Source organism: Azospira sp. APE16, from assembly GCF_047901315.1.
GTDB classification, from domain to species: Bacteria; Pseudomonadota; Gammaproteobacteria; order Burkholderiales; family Rhodocyclaceae; genus Azospira; species Azospira oryzae.
This window is the reverse complement of sequence record NZ_CP179682.1, coordinates 2,131,933-2,149,583: the sequence shown is the minus strand read 5'-3', so window position 1 is coordinate 2,149,583 and position 17,651 is coordinate 2,131,933. Positions and strand designations below refer to the sequence as shown.

Below are 17,651 nucleotides of genomic sequence, written 5' to 3'. Positions count from 1 at the left end.
TCTCAATCGTCCTTCTTGCCCTTGAGCAGGGCTTCGGGCTGGCGTTCCAGCAGGTCCGCCAGGTTGCGCACGGCGCTGGCGGCCCGGCCCACTTCCCGCAGGGTGTCGCGCACTTCCTGCTGCATCGGGGCGTCGCTGGCCAGGACCTTGTTGGCCTGGTCCAGGGCCTTGCGGGCATCGCGCAGGGTGTCGGCCAGTTCCGGCACCACTTCCCGGTCCAGGCGGGTGATCAGCTTGTCCGTGTGCTGCAGGGTGTGCTGCAGAGTCGTGGCGATGGTTTCCAGCTGGTCCTGCAGGGAGTCCAGGCTGCCGGGCTGGGTCGGCAGTTCGGCAATGCCCTTGCCCCAGCGCATGGCGGCGGGCTTGGCGTTGGGGAAGTAGTCCAGGGCCACGTAGCGCTGGCCGCTGACGATGTTGCCGGTGCGCAGCTGGGCGCGGAAGCCCCGGGCCACCATGGCGTTGAGCACTTCGCGGATGTCCTTGCGGCTGGGTTCCGCGTTGCCCATGCCGCGGCTGCGGCGGCTGAGGCGTTCCGGGTAGAGCTTGATCTCCACCGCCATGGAAAAGTTCTTGGTGGTCTGGTCGAAATCCAGGTCGATTCGGGACACCTCGCCGGCGGTGATGCCGCGGAAATCCACCGGAGCGCCCACCGTCAGGCCCCGCACCGATTCGCGGAAGATGAGCACGTATTTCTGGTAGCTGCTGTCGGGAATGCGCTGGGCCGTGGCCTGGTCCGGATGGAGGACGAAGGTGCTGGCGGCGGGTGCCGCTGCCGGCGTCTCGCCGGGCTCCCCTTCCGGGCTGGAGAAGGCGACGCCGCCCAGCATCAGGCTGAGCACGGACTGCATGTTGAGCTTGACCCCGTCCGCATCCATGGCCACATCGACGCCGCTGGCGTGCCAGAAGCGGGAATTGGGGCTGACGAAGCGGTCGTAGGGGGCATCCACGAAAATCTGCACATCGACGCCACGGCCGTCGGGTTGCATGGCGTAGCCGATGACCCGGCCCACCGGGATGCGTCGGTAATAGACCGGGGCGCCGATGTCGAGGGAGCCCAGGGTGTCGCTGCTGAGCTTGAACTGGCTGCCCCGGGTGTCGCTGGTGATGGCCGGCGGCTCCTCCAGGCCGACGAATTCCCGGGCGTCGCTGCCGGAGTGGCCCGGGTCGATGGCGATATGCACCCCGGAGAGCAGGGTGGCGAGGCCGGAAACGCCGCCCACGGTGACCCGGGGGCGCACCACCCAGAAGCGGCTGTCCTCCACCAGCAGGCCCTTGGCGCTGTTATTCACCTGGACCTTGACCTGGACCGAGCTGCGGTCCGGGCTCAGGGTGATGTCCGTCACCGTGCCGATGTCCACGTCCTTGTACTTGAGGCGGGTCTTGTTGGCCTCCAGACCTTCGGCCCGGGCGAACTGCAGGGTGATCTGGGGCCCCCGCTCGAGCAGGGCCTTGATGCCCAGGCCCAGGCTGAGGGCTACCGCCAGCAGGGGAATGATCCACACCAGGGTGGGGCGGCGGCGGGGCGGGGTGACGCGGACCGTCTCGGCGGCGGGCAGGGGCGTGTCGTCAGGCATGGCGGTGTTCCTCGGCGGAGGCGGCAGAAGTGTCAGGGGGTACGTTCTGGGGAACGGCCCGGTCCCAGATGAGGCGCGGGTCGAAGGCCATGGTGGCGAGCATGCTCAGCACCACCACGGCGCCGAAGGCCACCACCCCGGGTCCGGGGGAAATGATGGCGAGGGACTGGACCTGGACCAGGGCCACCAGCAGGGTGACCACGTAGACGTCCAGCATGGACCAGCGGCCGATCAGTTCCAGCAGCCGGTAGAGCCGGGCCCGCTGCCGGGTGTTGCGGTGGGAGCCGCGATGCACGCTGAGCAGCAGGTAGGTGAGGGAAAAGAGCTTGAGCATGGGCAGCACGATGCTGGCACAGAAGACCACCAGGGCCAGTTCCCAGGAGCCCGTGTCCCACAGCACCACCACCCCGCTCATGATGGTGTCGTGCTGGGTGCCGAAGGGGGAGCGGGTCTCCATGATGGGCAGCAGGTTGGCCGGCAGGTAGAGCACGTAGGCGGCCAGCATCAGGGCCCAGGTGCGGGCCAGGCTGTCCGGCTTGCGCAGGTGCAGGGGCGCCTGGCAGCGGGGGCAGTGTTCGTGCTGTTCCAGGGAAGCCAGCTGGCCGCATACCTCGCAGACGGCGAGCCCTTGGCTGGCGGCGGTATGGCGGCGGCTCATGCCGGCTTGGCCCCGTCGTCCGGATGCGCCTCGTCCCAGGCCTGCCACAGGGTATGGCCGTCGAGCAGGCCGGCCAGGGCGGCCAGCAGCAGCATGAGGCCGCCGAAGCACCAGATGGCAGGCCCCGGCAGCACGTCGGCCAGATGGGCCAGCTTCACCAGGGAAACCAGGACGCCGAGGATGAACACTTCCACCATGGCCCAGGGATGGGCCAGGCGGAAGGCGCGAAAGACCGGGGCGAAGGCCGGCGAGCGGCGGCCCTGCCACAGGGGCAGCACCAGCCACAGCACCGCGCCCAGCTCGATGGCCGGCATCAGCACCGTGGTCAGCAGCACCAGGCCGCCCAGGGCCTCCCGGCCATCCTGCCAGAGGTGCCGGACGGCACCGATGACGGTGGTTTCGGTGTAGTTGCCCTGGATGTTGAGGCCGACGATGGGGTACAGGTTGGCAGTGAGCAGCAGCACCAGGGCCGCCAGGGTCAGGGCCAGGATTTTCTCCAGCCGGTCCCGGTGGAAGCTGTAGAGGCGGGCGCCGCAGCGGGGGCAGTGGGCCCGGCTGCGGGGCAGCGTCAGGGCCACCGGCTGCAGCAGCATGTCGCACTCGTGGCAGGCGGTGAGGGGAGCGGCGGGCATGGCGGCCTCGCTCGGCGGTGCAGGCATGGGGCGCGTTTCAGTGCAGCAACACCCAGGCGTTGATGCGCCGGCCGTCGTGCCAGATGTCGGTGATGCGGGTGGTGAGGTCGAAGGCGGCCTGGTCGGTGATGCGCATCTCGACGATGGCGATGGGCTGTTGCGGGTCGCCGTCGCGGACGATGGCGATCTCGCCGACGGGGCCGAAGCGCGCCAGGGCCTGACGCAGTCCGCTTTCGCTGACGTCGGCGGGGAGGCCGGAGAACATGATCTTTTTCATCGGAAGTCCAGGGGCTGGTGGAAGGGCGGTGCTTGTCAGGGGCGCCCGGCGGCGCTCCGGGGCGGGCCGCCAGACCGGGCGGTCGCCCGGGGGCCTGATGGCATATTACCCGCAGCGCGGCGGGGGCGGCGGGAGCGCAGCCCCGGGGAAGGGCCCCGGAGCCGGCTGCCTACTTCAGCAGGACGTAGCTGCCGGGCGCGTCTTCCAGGGGCGGATAGCGCTTGGAGCCGGTCTTGGCCGGCGCTGCGGGGGCGGCGGAACGGGCCGCCAGCCATTCCTGCCAGGCGGTCCACCAGGAGCCTTCCCGGGTGGGGGTTTCCGCCAGCCATTGCTCGGGGGCCACGTACACCTCGCCGGCGGGCCGGGTGTGGAGGCGGTAGTGGCGGCGCGGGTGGCCGGGTTCGCTGACGATGCCGGCGTTGTGGCCGCCGCTGGTGAGGACGAAGGTGACTTCGGCCGGGCTCAGGTAGTGGATCTTGTGCACCGAGCGCCAGGGTGCCACGTGGTCGCTTTCCGTGCCTACGGCAAAGATGGGGATGGTGATGTCGCCCAGGGACACGGGCCGGCCGCCGACCTGGTAGCGGCCTTCGCTGAGGTCGTCGTTGAGGAACAGCTGGCGCAGGTACTGGCTGTGCATGCGGGCCGGCATGCGGGTGGTGTCCGCATTCCAGGCCATGAGGTCGTTCATGGCGCTCCGTTCGCCCAGCAGGTACTGGCTCACCATGCGCGACCACAGCAGGTCGTAGGAGCGCAGCAGCTGGAAGGCGCCCGCCATCTGGCCGGCGGAGAGGTAGCCCTTTTCCGCCATCTGCGCTTCCAGCAGGCTGATCTGGCTGTCGTCGATGAAGAGGGCCAGTTCCCCCGGCTCGGTGAAGTCGGTCTGGGCGGCCAGGAGCGTGATGGAGGCCAGGCGCTCGTCCCCGTCCCGGGCCATGGCGGCTGCGGCGATGGCCAGCAGGGTGCCCCCCAGGCAGTAGCCGGTGGCGTGCACCCGGCGCTTGGGCACGATGTCGTTGATGGCCTGCAGGGCGGCGAAGAAGCCGTTTTCCAGGTAGTCGTCCATGCCCTGGTCCCGGTCTTCCTCGTCTGGATTGCGCCAGGAAATGCAGAAGACGGTATGGCCCTGGTCCACCAGGAACTTGATCAGGGAGTTGTGGGGCGAGAGGTCCAGGATGTAGTACTTCATGATCCAGGCCGGCACGATGAGGATGGGCTCGGGATGGACCTTGGCGGTGGTGGGGGAGTACTGGATCAGTTCCATCAGCCGGGTGCGGGCCACCACCTTGCCCGGGGTGATCGCCACGTCCCGGCCTACCACGTAATCCTCGCTGCCGGCGGGGGGCTCGTTGTTCATGGCCCGTTGCAGGTCCTCCTGCAGATGGGCCATGCCGCGCCACAGGTTCTGGCCGCCTTCGCGGATGGTGTGTTCGAGCACCACCGGATTGGTGAGGGGGCTGTTGCCGGGGGAGAGCAGGTCAAGAATCTGCCGGGCGGCGAAGGAGACGATGCGTTCGTGGTGGGCGGAAACGCCCCAGATGCCGTGGGTCGCCGCCTTCCACCAGCGCTCGGTGAGGAGGAAGGACTGCTGCATGACATTGAAGGGCCAGCGGTGCCAGGCCTCTTCCTTGAAGCGGCGGTCGGTACTCCAGGGGGCGACGAAGTCCGGCCCCTCGTTGAGCATGGAAAGCTGGGCCGCCTGCAGGGCGGCGGCTTCCGTCGCCGCCAGCTTGAGCAGTTCCAGCTGTTTGCCGGGGGAGACGGCCAGGTGCCCGGCCCAGTCGATCATGGCCATGGCCAGGGTGAGGGGCGAGAGGGAGTTGGTGAGCTGGGCGATGGTGGCGTGCACGTGCTGATCCAGGCGCTGGGTGGCGCTGTCGGCCTGTAGGGGCGTCAGCACCTGGGCGGCCGGGGAGATCAGGGGCAGGAGGGGAGAGGTGGCGACGGCGGGGGGCATGGGGTCTCCTTTCTATCGGGCGGGGGCCGCTGGCGGCCCCCGGGGAGAACATCATTTTTTGCTTTTTGCGGCCGCTTTCGGCATGGCGGCGGCGACCTGCTGCAGCGATTGGGTCAGGGCGCCACCCTGCTTGATGGCGGCCAGGACCAGGTCCTTGCCGAAGGGCAGGGTGGCGGCGGTCTGGCGGGCGCCATCCTCCACGGCTGCCTGCCATTCTACATATTGACTTTGCATGACGGGGGCCAGTTCTCCGGCGGCGGTCGTGGTCAGCTCGTAGGCGGCCTGGGCATAGGCGGTGCCGTTTTTCAGCAGGGTATGGGCCAGGCCGGTCTGGATATCCACCGCCTGTTGGACGCTGGTGCTGCCGAGCAGTTGCTTGTAGCCCGCCGCCTCGTCTTCCAGCATTTGCCGCACGGCGCCGAAATTGAGTTCGGCCAGGTTCTGGATGGTGTCGAAATAGACCTGGGTGGCCCCCAGGAAGGAGGTGGCCAAGGCGTTGTTGGCCTGGGAAAGCGAGGCCAAGGAGGCGAAGTTCAGCTTTTCTGACATGGGTGACTCCTGCTCTTTGATTGGATGGAAAACCGTCCCGGAGCCTGATGGTCGGCCATTTGCAGGGCCGGCCCCGGGTCGATCCATTATTCAGCGATCGTTTAATAATGACAAGGGGCTCTTTGTAACCGTCTGTGCCTGGCCGAACGTGATATCTTTGCGCTCCGAATATGAGCCCGCCACCTTCATCCCCGCGCCGTCCCGGGCGCCCCCGCAGCACCGATGTGGACAGCCGCGAAAAGCTGCTGGCCGCCGCCTTGCTGGCTTTCTCCGAACTCGGTTTCGCCGGCGCCAGCCTGCGGGCCATTGCGGTGTCGGCGGGCTTTGACGTGGCCATGATCTTCCACCACTTCGGCTCCAAGGAAGGTCTGTGGCAGGCGGTGGTGGAATCCATGGCGGCCGATTTCCAGCATTCCCGCAGCCATGAACTGTTGCCGCTGATCGAGGCGGACCAGCCCATCGCCGAGCGGGTCACCCGGGTGCTGGACCTGTTCGTGGAAAAGCTCATCGAGCGGCCCGCCGTGACCATGCTGATCATGCGCGAGATGCCGCTGCCGGGGGAGCGCCGCGACTTCCTGGTGGCCCGCCTGCTGCGTCCCTCCTGCGACGGCCTGGTGCCCTTCTGGCTGGAGGCCATGGAGGCGGGGCTGCTGCGTCCTTCCGACCCGGTGCTGTTCCACGTCGGCATTTTCGGGGCCATGGCGATGATCCTGGCCTTCCGCGACGTCCTGCCCTGGCTGGGCTCGGCGGAGATGGACCTGGCGGAGATCAAGGCCCATCTCTACCGCGGCCTGCTGGCCGACCCGGCCTGAGGCACGGGCAAAAAAATACCGGACGATGGAATCCGTCCGGCCAAGGGGGAGCCTACGTGCAGGCTCTGTTCGGAGCGCCCGGGGGAGTCGGTACTGCAGCGCCCATTTCTATTAATAGATGGCATTGGAATATTTGTCGATGCTTTTTTAGGTCGGCGACGATTCCTTTTTCCCGGGTGGCATACGGGGCGGCAGGCGGGCCTCCGGTGGCGGAAGGCCGCCCCATGCGGAATTTCTGCCTATGCTGGCGGTCGTATCTGATATACCTTCTGGCCCTGTTTTCTTTTTTCAGCGTGCAGGCCCCGTGACTCCCACCCCCGACTATTCCAAGATGACCGGCAAGGAACTGGATCGCATTGCCCATGTGATCCGTCCCGGCGGCTGGTCCGTGGCCGGGGGGCAGCCCATTTCCACCCTGCTGGGGTCCTGTGTGGCGGTGTGCCTGTTCGATCCCCAGCTGAAGATCGGCGGCATGAACCACTTCCTTCTGCCCAGCCGGGGCAAGGACCGGGAGCTGGACCCGGACACCATCCTCTCCGGCGACTATTCCATGGAAGTGCTGGTCAATGCCCTGCTGGCCCAGGGCGGCCAGAAGCGGCGGCTGGTGGCCAAGATGTTCGGCGGCGGCAACATCGTTTCCGCCATCCTCACCTCCATCGGCGAACGCAATGTGGAATTCGCCACCGAGTGGCTGCAGCGGGAAAACATCCCGGTGCTGGCTTCCGACGTGCTGGGCCCCTGGTCGCGCAAGGTGGTGTTCGTGCCGGGCACCGGCGACGCCTTCTGCATGCGCATGCCGGTGACCCAGAGCATCGTCGCCCAGGTCAGCCGGGAGGAAGAGGCCTACGCGAACAGCCTCTCCAAGCCGGCACCGCCGGCAGGCAAGAAAATCGAGCTGTTCTGAAGCCCATGCCCCGGGATACCCGGGGGACGGGCGTCTTGCGGTATCCTGCCCCGTCTGCCGCATCCCTGCTGCTTTCCAGGCCAGGTGCCGTGAAGGGAATCGTCCCGGCCAGATTCGCGCCGGGGGCTGGCGCCGCGTTGCCGCTGCCCCCGGGTGGCTTTCTCTCAGCTGGCCAGTTCCGGCCGTTCCCGGAACTCTTCCAGGGCTTCCGGATTGGCCAGGGCCTCGACGTTCTTCACCGGCCGCTGGTGCACCACGTTGCGCACCGCCAGTTCCACGATCTTGCCGCTCTTGGTGCGGGGAATGTCCCGCACCTGAACCACCTTGGCCGGCACGTGGCGCGGCGTGGTGTTGCGGCGGATCTGCTCCTTGATGCGCACGCTCAGGGCGTCGTCCAGGGTGAGGCCGTCGCGCAATTTCACGAAGAGCACCACCCGCACGTCGTCGTACTTTCCTGGCGGCCAGTCCTGGCCGATGACCAGGGATTCCACCACTTCCTCCAGCTGTTCCACCTGCCGGTAGATTTCCGCCGTGCCGATGCGCACGCCCCCCGGGTTGAGGGTGGCATCGGAGCGGCCGTAGATGACCATGCCGTTGTGCTCGGTCAGCTCGGCGAAGTCGCCGTGGCACCAGACGTTGGGGAAGCGTTCGAAGTAGGCAGCGTGGTACTTGGCCCCGTCGGGATCGTTCCAGAAGCCCACGGGCATCACCGGGAAGGGCTTGGTGCATACCAGTTCGCCCTTTTGCCGGCGCACCGGGTTGCCGTCGTCGTCGAACACGTCCACCGCCATGCCCAGTCCCCGGCACTGGATCTCGCCACGGTAGACGGGCAGGGTGGGGGCGCCTAAGACGAAGCAGGAAATGATGTCGGTGCCGCCGGAAATGGAGGCCAGCTGCAGTTCCGGCTTGATGTCCCGGTACACGTAGTCGAAGCCTTCCGGGCTCAGGGGGCTGCCGGTGGAGAACAGGGCACGCAGCGCGTCGAGCTTGTGAGTCTCCCGGGGCTTGAGGCCCATCTTGGCGGCGGCATCGATGAACTTGGCCGAGGTGCCGAAGTGGGTCATGGCTTCGGCGTCGGCGTAGTCAAAGAGAACCTTGCCCTGATCAGCAAAGGGGCTGCCGTCGTAGAGCAGCAGGGTGGCGCCGGAAGCCAGGCCCGAGACCAGCCAGTTCCACATCATCCAGCCGCAGGTGGTGAAGTAGAAGACCCGGTCGCCGGGCTTCACGTCGCCCTGCAGCTGGTGTTCCTTGAGGTGCTGCAGCACGGCGCCGCCGTGGCAATGGACGATGCACTTGGGCACGCCGGTGGTGCCCGAGGAATACATGATGAAGAGGGGATGGCTGAAAGGCAGGCGGGCAAAGGCCGGCGCCGTGGCGGAGAAGGGCGCCAGGGACTGATCCCAGGTCACGGCTTTGGGGATGGCGCCGATATCGGGCGTGGCGGCCAGGTAGGGCACCACCACCACCTTTTCCAGGCTGGGCAGTTGGGCGGCGGCCTCGGCGTTCTTGGCCAGGCAATCCACGGCCTTGCCGTTGTACCAGTAGCCATCCACGCAGACCAGGACCTTGGGGCCGATCTGGCCGAAGCGGTCCAGCACGCCCTGGACACCGAAGTCCGGCGAGGCGGAGGACCAGATGGCGCCGAGTGAGGCGGCAGCCAGCATGGCGATCAGGGTCTCCGGCAGGTTGGGCAGGTAGCCCGCCACCCGGTCCCCGGGCTGCACGCCGGCGTCCTCAAGGAACTGCTGGAAGCGGGAGACTTGGGCTCGCAGTTCATCCCGGGAGAGGTGGCGCTTGACCTTGTCCTCGCCCCAGAAGACCAGGGCGTCTTCCGGGCCGGCAAAGCGCAGCAGGTTTTCCGCGTAGTTGAGGCGGGCCTCGGGAAACCAGAGGGCGCCGGGCATTTTGTCGCCGTCTTCGAGGACGGTGCCGCCCTTGTCACCCACCACGCCGCAGAAGTCCCACAGCAGGGACCAGAAGGCGGCGGGCTGGTCCACGGACCATTGCCAGAGGGCGTCGTAATCGTTGAGGGGAGCGGCGGCCGCCTGGCTGGCGGCGCCCATGAAGCGGGTGAGGTTGGCGGCGGCTACCCGTTCGGGGCCGGGCCGCCACAGCAGATCGTGGGCGGTGTTCATCTTGTCTCCATCGTTTTTATGGGAGACGGAGGTACGTTGCCCCCGTCTCCGGGTGCTGCCGGGATTTAGAGGTCTTGCAGGCTGGCCCGCAGGCTTTCCGGAATGGGGGCCGACTTGCCGCTGCCGGTGTCGATCCACACCACCTTGGATTCGCCGGTGGCGTAGAGGGTGTCGTCCCCCACCAGGCGCAGTTCGTAATGGGTGGGAATGGAGGAGCGCCCGGGATGGCCGGCGAAGAGCTTGACCTCCACCGTGCCCGGGTAGGTCAGGGGCAGCAGGAAGGTACAGGAGGCATTGACGATGACCGGGCCTTCGCCCACCGGGCCCACGGTGTAGCCCAGCTGTTCCAGCCATTCGCAGCGGGCCTGTTCCATGTAGCGGAAGTACACCGTGTTGTTCACATGCCCGTAGGCATCCATGTCGCCCCAGCGGATGGGGATATGGCTGGTGAGGATGAGTTTACGTTTTGTCTCCATGGTATTTTCTTGTGTGGTTTGGGGTGATTGAAACGCTACCATACGTTAGCGTATAGTATTCGCAAATTTTGGCTTGTAACAATCCCATAACAACAATCTGAACGGAGCGAGGACATGCAACGCGAATCCATGGAATACGATGTGCTGATCGTCGGCGGCGGCCCGGCCGGTCTGGCGGCGGCGATCCGCCTGAAGCAGCTGGCGGCCGCCAACGGGCAGGAATGCGGTGTCTGCCTGATCGAAAAGGGCTCCGAAATCGGGGCCCACATTCTGTCCGGCGCGGTGATGGACCCCAAGGCCCTGACCGAGCTGATCCCCGACTGGAAGGAGCAGGGCGCTCCCCTCAATGCCCCGGTCTCCGAAGACCGCTTCTTCATCCTCTCCGAGGACGGCGGCTGGCAGGTGCCCAACGGCCTCCTGCCCGGCTGTTTCCACAACGAAGGCAACTACGTCATTTCCCTCGGCAACGTCTGTCGCTGGCTGGGCCAGCAGGCCGAAAACCTGGGCGTGGAAATCTACCCGGGCTTTGCCGGCGCCGAAGTGCTCTATAACGAGGACGGCTCCGTCAAGGGCGTGGCCACCGGCGACATGGGCCGCCTGAAGGACGGCAGCGAAGGCCCTGCCTTCCAGCTGGGCATGGAGCTGCATGCCAAGTACACCCTCTTCGCCGAAGGCTGTCGCGGCCACCTGGGCAAGCAGGTCCAGGCCAAGTTCAACCTGGCTTCCGACGCCGATCCCCAGGTGTACGGCATCGGCATCAAGGAACTGTGGGAGATCAAGCCCGAGAAGCACCAGACCGGCCTGGTGGTGCACACCGGCGGCTGGCCCATGGACAACGACACCTACGGCGGCGGCTTCCTCTATCACATGGAAGACAATCTGGTTTCCGTCGGCTTCGTCGTCGGCCTGGGATACGACAATCCCCACCTCTCTCCCTACGAGGAGATGCAGCGCTTCAAGACCCATCCGAAAATCCGCGAATTCCTCGAAGGCGGCAAGCGCGTCTCCTACGGCGCCCGGGCCATCACTGCCGGCGGCCTGCAGTCCCTGCCCAAGCTGACCTTCCCCGGCGGCGTGCTGATCGGCGACGATGCCGGCTTCCTCAACGCCTCCCGCATCAAGGGTTCCCACTGCGCCATCAAGAGCGGTTCCCTGGCCGCCGAAGCCTGTTTCGAGGCCCTGGCCGCCGAGCGCAGCTTTGATGAACTGACCGCCTATCCGGAGAAGTTCAAGGCCTCCTGGCTCTACGAGGAACTGTACAAGGCCCGCAACTTCAAGCCCTGGATGAGCAAGGGCCTGCACTGGGGCGGCTTCATGTTCGGCGTGGATCAGAAGCTCTTCGGCGGCAAGGCGCCGTGGACCCTGCACCACAGCGGCCCGGACCACCTCAAGCTGAAGAAGGCCAAGGACTGTACCCCCATCGCCTATCCCAAGCCCGACGGCGTGCTCACCTTCGACCGGCTGTCCTCCGTCTTCCTCTCCAACACCAATCATGAGGAAGACGAGCCCTGTCACCTGCAGCTGAAGGACGCTGCCGTGCCGATCCAGGTCAACCTGGCCCAGTACGACGCGCCCGAGCAACGCTACTGTCCGGCCGGGGTGTACGAAATCCTGCGGGAGGCCGACGGCTCCAATCCCCGCCTGCAGATCAACGCCCAGAACTGCGTGCACTGCAAGACCTGCGACATCAAGGACCCGACCCAGAACATCACCTGGGTGGTGCCCCAGGGCGGTGAAGGGCCGAACTACCCCAATATGTAACCGTACGGTCACCTTCTTGTCCTAAAATGCGCCGTCCCCGAGACGGCGCTTTTTTTTTATGTTCATCCGTTGCCTTGCCCTGTTCCTGCTGTTGCCTTCCCTGGCCTTTGCCGCCCGGCCCTTCGTCACCGACGATGCCCGGCTGACCACGGCCGGCAGCTGCCAGCTGGAAAGCTGGGCCCGCATCTATCCCCAGAGCCGGGAACTGTGGATGCTGCCGGCCTGCAATCCGGGCGGCAATTTCGAGATCACCGCCGGGGCCGGCATGGCCCACAACGACCACGCTCCCCGCAGCGACGACTATGTGCTGCAGGCCAAGACCCTCTTCAAGCCCCTGGAAAGCAACGGCTGGGGCTGGGGTCTGGCGGTGGGAAAGATCGCCCATCCGGGCGTCAATGCGGGGCCCAACCTGCTGGGCAATACCTACGCCTACCTGCCGGCTTCCTTCTCCTTCCTCGACGACCGGGTGGTGCTGCACACCAATGTGGGCTGGCTCAAGGACCGGGCCAGTCAGCGTCACAACCTGACCTGGGGCCTGGGGGGCGAGTGGTGGGTGCATGAGCGGGCCAGCCTCATCGCCGAGTCCTTCGGTGACAACCGGGTCAAGCCCTACTGGCAGACCGGCCTGCGCTTTTTCGTGGTGCCCGAGCGGGTCCAGGTGGATGCCACGGTGGGGCGCCAGGTGGACGGGGGCCGGGACAGCCAGTGGTTTTCCGTGGGCCTGCGGCTGACGCCGGATCGCTTCTTCTGAGTCAAACGCACCATCCCGGTGCCCGCCGGGAGCGTAGGCGAAGGACTGCTCCATCCTGGTGCGTTGATGGCGGTTGCGGTGCGGGGGGGATGTCCGGCACAGCCCGTAATCCGGTCAAAAGCCGGGGGTGGCCCGGGGGTTGCTAAGAAAAGGTGTCATCTCTCCTGGCTCTGCATCCCCATGTGTCTCTTTCTCAAGTACGACGGACCCTACGTTCCCTCCCTCTGGCCGAACCTCGGCGGCCGCCAGGTCGATCGCCACGTGTGGCGCTTCGATGCGGCGGACAATGCCGCCCTGGACCAGCTCATGGAAAACCTGGCGGCGGAAACCAACCGGGAAACCCTGAAGGAAACCCTGGCCGTCCACTGCGACCAGAGCGAGGCCAGCCTGGGCCTGGTGCCCACCCTGCAACTGGCCTTGCCTTTCAACACCCTCTACGCCCGCCGGCTCCACGCCTGGATGCTGGGGGACCTGCGGCCCCATGTGCGCATGCACTTCCAGCCCCTGGTGGACATGACCCAGGACGGCCAGGTGTTCGCCCTGGAGGCCCTGTGCCGTCTGGAGCATCCCCAGGGGCGTCTGCTCAGCGGCGCCGAGGCCTTCCATCTGGCCGGGCAGCTGGGGCGGGAGGCGGACCTGGACCTGGAGTGCCAGTTCATGGCCCTGGAGGCCAAGGCCAACCGCATTCCGGCGGGCACGCCCCTGTTCCTCAACGTGCTGCCCCAGAACATGCTGCACAGCCAGTGGACCCAGCGCATGGTGGAGCACCTCAACCGCCTCGGCATCGACCGGCGCGAGGTGGTGATCGAAGTGGTGGAGTCGGAGCGGGTGGACCCCAATGTCCTCGCCGACAGCTGCGAAGCCCTGCGCACCCTGGGCTTTCGCATCGCCCTGGACGACATGGGGGCCGGCTTCAACGGCCTGTCCACCCTGGCGGCGGTGCGGGCCGACTTCATCAAGGTGGACCGCAGCATCGTGCACGGTGCCCAGGGCAGCCGGGTGCGCTCGGTGCTGCTGGAGGCCATCGTCTCCATGGCCCAGCGCCTCGGCGCCACAGTCATTGCCGAAGGCCTGGAACGGCCGGAGGACGTCAATTTCGTGCGCGACATGGGCATCAGCTATGCCCAGGGCTTCTATTTCGCCCAGCCCCAGCTGCTCACCGAGCCGGAGGTGGCGCCCCTGCCGCGCCAGGACGATTCCTGCCGCTCCCGGCCCCGGGACCGTTTCCAGCTGACGGACCTGATGGACCCCTGGCAGTCCATCGACCTGCGCGCCTCGGTGCCGGAGGCGCGGCAGATATTCCAGGAAGCCCCGTCCCTGCCCCTGGCCATCGTCACCGATCAGGGCCAGCCCATCGGCCTGGTGCGGCGGGGCAAGGTGCTGTCGGCGGCGGCCCGCACCCTGGGCAAACTGTGCGAACCGGTGGCGCGCAATCTGCCGCACCGCCTGACCACGCCGGCCCTGGCCCGCATCCTCTACCACGACCGCAAAGATTCGGATCCCTGGGTGGTCACCTCCAACGAGGGGCAGTATCTGGGGGTGATCCATCCCATGACCCTGATCGCCCAGATGCTGGCACGGCGGGAAAACGGCAGCAACCTGCATCCGCTCTCCCACCTGCCCACCGGCCCCAGCCTGCGCCATACCCTGGAATCCCGCTTGGCGGAGAACCAGACCGTGTGCCTGGTGTATATCGACCTGGACCACTTCAAGGCCTACAACGACCGCTACGGCTTCATCCGCGGCGATGCCATGATCCGCACCCTGGCCGAACTGCTGCGCCATACCTTCGTCGGCCGTCCCGAATGCCTGCTCGGCCACATCGGTGGCGACGACTTCATCCTGGTCATGGAAAGCATGGGGCCGGGGCTCACCGACGAGCTGCTTTCCATCATGGAACAGTTCCAGGCCCTGGCCTCCCACCTCTACGACCACGAGGACATCGCCCGGGGCCATTTCCTCACCGACGACGGCCTGGCCCATCCCATCGCCAGCATTTCGGTGGCCGTGGTCAATGCCAGCACCGGCCGTCTGGCCAATGCGGTGGCGGCGGCGGAACGGGCGGCGGCCCTGAAGAAGGTGGGCAAGGTGGAGCAGGGCAGCGTCATCGTGGTGGAAGGCGTGCCGCCGGCCATGATCAAGCAGCAGCACAACCATGGCCTGGGCCTGTGGAAGGAAAACGCCATTGCCGCCCTGGCCGACTTCATCGGCGCGCCCCGCAGCCGGGACCCCCACGCCCTGGATGCCTGGTTCCGCAGCTATCCCTTCTTCGAGATGGTGTTCGAACTGGACGGTGCCGGGGTGCAGCGCTACCCCAACTGGATCAACCCGGACATGTACGGCCGCATCAAGGCCGGCGGCGTCGGCGTGGACCGCAGCGAGCAGCCCTATTTCGCCCACGTGGCCGAAGGGGGCCAGCCCTACGTGTCGGAAATCTACCTCTCTTCGGCCACCGAGGATTTCTGCATCACCCTGGCCGTGCCTCTGCGGGAGGGCAGCGTCATCGACGGGGTGCTGGTGGCGGACATCAACATCAGTTCCATGGCCAGCCTGACCCGGCGCTTCCATCTGGACCACGAGGCCCAGGCCGCCTGATTGGTTCCGGCGGCAGAAAAGACAACGGGCCCCGCAGGGCCCGTTGTGAGGTGCAGCGACTGCCGCTAGGGGATCAGAACAGCTCTTCCGCCAGGGCCAGGGTGCCGGTGGCGCCATCGATGATGGAGTCGGTCAGGCCCTGGGCCTTGGTCAGCTGGTGATCGGCGAAGAAGCGGGCGGTGACGATCTTGGCAGCGTAGAACGGGTCGCTGTCGCCGCCGGCGATCTTCTCCTGGGCCACCAGGGCGGCCCGGGCCATCTGCCAGCCGCCGGCAACGATACCCAGCAGGCGCAGGAAGGGCACGGAACCGGCGTGGGCTGCCTTGATGTCGTCCTTGAAGATGGCGACGATCCAGTTGGCGGCCTGTTCCAGGGCATCCACGCCAGCGGCGAAGCGCTTGCGGATGGCGACGAAGTCGGCGCCGTTCTGGGCTGCCAGCTTGGCGTCCAGCTTGCGCATCTCGGCGATCACGGCCTTGATGGTGGCGCCGCCTTCGCGGGCCATCTTGCGGCCGATCAGGTCGTTGGCCTGGATGGCGGTGGTGCCTTCGTAGATGGCGGTGATGCGGGCATCGCGCAGGTGCTGGGCGGCGCCGGTTTCCTCGATGAAGCCCATGCCGCCGTGCACCTGCACGCCTTCGGAGGCCACCTCGATGGACATCTCGGTGCTGTGGCCCTTGACCACGGGGATCATCAGGTCGGCGAAGGCCTGGTTGGCAGCGCGGACGGCTTCGTCCGGATGGTGCTTGGCGGCGTCCATGGCGGCGGCCACCACGTAGGCCAGGGCCCGGGCGGCTTCGGTCTGGGAACGCATGCTCATGAGCAGACGGCGCACGTCCGGGTGCTTGAGGATGGAGACCTTGGGGCCACCGCGCACGCCCAGTTCGGTACCCTGGATGCGGTCCTTGGCGTACCACACGGCCTGCTGGTAGGCACGCTCGGCCAGGGCCACGCCTTCCATGCCGACGGCGAAGCGGGCGGCGTTCATCATGATGAACATGTATTCCAGGCCGCGGTTTTCCTCGCCCACCAGGTAGCCGACGGCACCGCCGTGGTCACCGAAGGCCATGACGGCGGTGGGGCTGGCGTGGATGCCCAGCTTGTGTTCGATGGAGACGCAGTAGGCGTCGTTACGTTCGCCCAGGGAGCCGTCGTCCTTGACCATGAACTTGGGCACGACGAAGAGGGAGATACCCTTCACGCCTTCCGGTGCATTGGGCAGGCGGGCCAGCACCAGATGCACGATGTTCTCGGTCATGTTGTGGTCGCCGTAGGTGATGAAGATCTTCTGGCCGAAGATCTTGTAGCTGCCATCACCCTGGGGCTCGGCGCGGGTGCGCACGGCGGCCAGGTCGGAACCGGCGCTGGGCTCGGTCAGGTTCATGGTGCCGGTCCACTCGCCGCTGACCATCTTCGGCAGGAACTTCTGCTTCAGAGCGTCGGAGCCGGCGGTCATCAGGGCCTCGATGGCACCGGTGGTGAGCATGGGGCACAGAGAGAAGGCCATGTTGGCCGACTTCCACATTTCATTGACGGCGGTGGAGATCAGCTTGGGCAGGCCCTGGCCGCCGAACTCGGGGGAACAGGCCAGCGCGGTCCAGCCGTTCTCGGCGAACTGGGTATAGGCTTCCTTGAAGCCGGCGGGCACGGTGACGGCCTTGTCGTGCCACTTGGAGCCTTCCTGGTCGCCGCTGAAATTGATGGGGGAGAGGACGTTGCCGGCAAACTTGGAGGCTTCCTCCAGAATGGCGTCGGACAGGTCCGTGTCCACTTCCTCGTAGCCCGGCAGTTGCACGACCTGTTCCAGGCCGGCCAGCTCTTTCATGACGAAGTGCATGTCACGCAGGGGGGCATTGTATTGACTCATTCGCGCTTTCTCCTTTGATTAATGGTTGTTGCTTTTGGGTTACTTCTTGGCGAGATAGATGGAATCGTCGAAGGTGCTGATCCATTGGGGGCGATACACCACCAGGATGGTGACGACCATTCCCGTCAGCCAGGCTTCGGAAAAGCCCAGCAGCAGGAAATAGGGCAGGTAGTCGTCGAGCAGCTTCTCCAGCGGATAGGCCCCGCCCAGGTAGAGCAGGGCGCTGGCGGCGACGCCGGTGGCCAGGATGGTCAGGGCCGAACCGAAGAAGCCGTTGGCGAAGATGAAGACGAAGGGGTTCTTGCTCAGCCGGCGCTGGTTGAAGCGGTAGATGCCGTAGGCCAGCAGCACCGGCAGGCCGGCCATCACCAGGGCATTGAGGCCGAAACTCTCCCAACCGGCAGCGCCGTTGACCGTGATCCCGGCCAGCACCAGGGAAAGGCCGACGAAGGCCAGCCAGGGGCCGAACTCCAGGGTGAAGGTCATGGCGCCGAGGAGGTGCAGGTCGAGCCCGGGCAGGACGCCGGCCTTGATGCTCCACAGCAGGGTGAGGATGACGATGGTGCCCAGCCAGACATTGGACTGGGCACTGTCGCCGAGCCGGCCCCAGGGGGCGCGGCGCAGGGCCAGCAGGAAGACTGCGGCGAACAGCCCCCAGCCCAGCCAGTGCAGGGCCGGGTCGAGGAGGTTGTCCGGCAGATTCATG

15 protein-coding genes are annotated in these 17,651 nt (G+C 66.6%); 5 read left to right on the top strand and 10 right to left on the bottom strand.

Translation table 11 applies throughout. The features are described from left to right. Positions 1-2 precede the first annotated feature (2 nt). The 6 genes from ACLSSQ_RS10345 to ACLSSQ_RS10320 all read right to left on the bottom strand — a co-directional run bounded on the left by ACLSSQ_RS10345 (position 3) and on the right by ACLSSQ_RS10320 (position 5,644). Positions 3-1,574: an intermembrane transport protein PqiB gene (locus ACLSSQ_RS10345; protein ID WP_205230086.1), complete on the bottom strand. Its 1,572-nt coding sequence runs from the start codon at positions 1,572-1,574 to the stop codon at positions 3-5. Continuing rightward, complete coding sequence (locus ACLSSQ_RS10340; protein WP_416242619.1) at positions 1,567-2,232, bottom strand: paraquat-inducible protein A; 666 nt, start codon at positions 2,230-2,232, stop codon at positions 1,567-1,569. Before ACLSSQ_RS10340 ends, ACLSSQ_RS10345 begins: the two co-directional genes overlap by 8 nt. Continuing rightward, positions 2,229-2,891, bottom strand: coding sequence for a paraquat-inducible protein A (locus tag ACLSSQ_RS10335; RefSeq protein ID WP_197739052.1), 663 nt, complete (start codon positions 2,889-2,891; stop codon positions 2,229-2,231). Before ACLSSQ_RS10335 ends, ACLSSQ_RS10340 begins: the two co-directional genes overlap by 4 nt. A 10-nt stretch (positions 2,892-2,901) precedes the next feature. Continuing rightward, positions 2,902-3,141, bottom strand: a complete 240-nt coding sequence (locus ACLSSQ_RS10330; protein WP_014237347.1) for an RNA recognition motif domain-containing protein — start codon at positions 3,139-3,141, stop codon at positions 2,902-2,904. A gap of 169 nt (positions 3,142-3,310) precedes the next feature. Further along, complete coding sequence (locus tag ACLSSQ_RS10325; RefSeq protein ID WP_416242618.1) at positions 3,311-5,095, bottom strand: PHA/PHB synthase family protein; 1,785 nt, start codon at positions 5,093-5,095, stop codon at positions 3,311-3,313. Between the two features lie 51 nt (positions 5,096-5,146). Beyond that, on the bottom strand, positions 5,147-5,644 hold the full coding sequence (locus ACLSSQ_RS10320; protein ID WP_416242617.1) for a phasin family protein: 498 nt from the start codon (positions 5,642-5,644) through the stop codon (positions 5,147-5,149). 224 nt (positions 5,645-5,868) lie between these two features. Between ACLSSQ_RS10320 and ACLSSQ_RS10315 the strand changes: the two genes are divergently transcribed. Then, positions 5,869-6,456, top strand: coding sequence for a TetR/AcrR family transcriptional regulator (locus ACLSSQ_RS10315; protein ID WP_416242616.1), 588 nt, complete (start codon positions 5,869-5,871; stop codon positions 6,454-6,456). A gap of 304 nt (positions 6,457-6,760) precedes the next feature. After that, positions 6,761-7,360 (top strand): chemotaxis protein CheD, encoded by a 600-nt coding sequence (locus ACLSSQ_RS10310; RefSeq protein WP_416242615.1) that lies wholly within the window; start codon positions 6,761-6,763, stop codon positions 7,358-7,360. Positions 7,361-7,524: 164 nt separating this feature from the next. Here the strand turns inward: ACLSSQ_RS10310 and ACLSSQ_RS10305 are convergent, their stop codons facing one another. Together ACLSSQ_RS10305 and ACLSSQ_RS10300 are read right to left on the bottom strand one after the other, a co-directional pair. Further along, positions 7,525-9,495 carry an acetoacetate--CoA ligase gene (locus tag ACLSSQ_RS10305; RefSeq protein WP_416242614.1) on the bottom strand — a complete coding sequence of 657 codons (1,971 nt, stop codon included), beginning with the start codon at positions 9,493-9,495 and terminating at the stop codon, positions 7,525-7,527. A 65-nt stretch (positions 9,496-9,560) separates the two neighbouring features. Next, positions 9,561-9,971 carry an acyl-CoA thioesterase gene (locus ACLSSQ_RS10300; RefSeq protein WP_130458382.1) on the bottom strand — a complete coding sequence of 137 codons (411 nt, stop codon included), beginning with the start codon at positions 9,969-9,971 and terminating at the stop codon, positions 9,561-9,563. A gap of 114 nt (positions 9,972-10,085) precedes the next feature. Between ACLSSQ_RS10300 and ACLSSQ_RS10295 the strand changes: the two genes are divergently transcribed. The 3 genes from ACLSSQ_RS10295 (at position 10,086) to ACLSSQ_RS10285 (ending at position 15,078) form a co-directional block, all read left to right on the top strand. After that, positions 10,086-11,732, top strand: coding sequence for an electron transfer flavoprotein-ubiquinone oxidoreductase (locus tag ACLSSQ_RS10295; protein WP_130458383.1), 1,647 nt, complete (start codon positions 10,086-10,088; stop codon positions 11,730-11,732). A 58-nt stretch (positions 11,733-11,790) separates the two neighbouring features. Beyond that, complete coding sequence (locus ACLSSQ_RS10290) at positions 11,791-12,483, top strand: hypothetical protein (RefSeq protein WP_014237355.1); 693 nt, start codon at positions 11,791-11,793, stop codon at positions 12,481-12,483. Between the two features lie 180 nt (positions 12,484-12,663). Next, positions 12,664-15,078: an EAL domain-containing protein gene (locus ACLSSQ_RS10285; RefSeq protein ID WP_416242613.1), complete on the top strand. Its 2,415-nt coding sequence runs from the start codon at positions 12,664-12,666 to the stop codon at positions 15,076-15,078. 73 nt (positions 15,079-15,151) lie between these two features. On the opposite strand, the gene ACLSSQ_RS10280 is transcribed toward ACLSSQ_RS10285, so the two are convergent. After that, positions 15,152-16,945: an acyl-CoA dehydrogenase gene (locus tag ACLSSQ_RS10280; RefSeq protein ID WP_416242612.1), complete on the bottom strand. Its 1,794-nt coding sequence runs from the start codon at positions 16,943-16,945 to the stop codon at positions 15,152-15,154. Positions 16,946-16,984: 39 nt separating this feature from the next. Continuing rightward, entirely contained in the window at positions 16,985-17,650 is a 666-nt protein-coding gene (locus ACLSSQ_RS10275) for an energy-coupling factor ABC transporter permease (RefSeq protein WP_014237358.1), read from the bottom strand. Position 17,651: the final 1 nt, after the last annotated feature.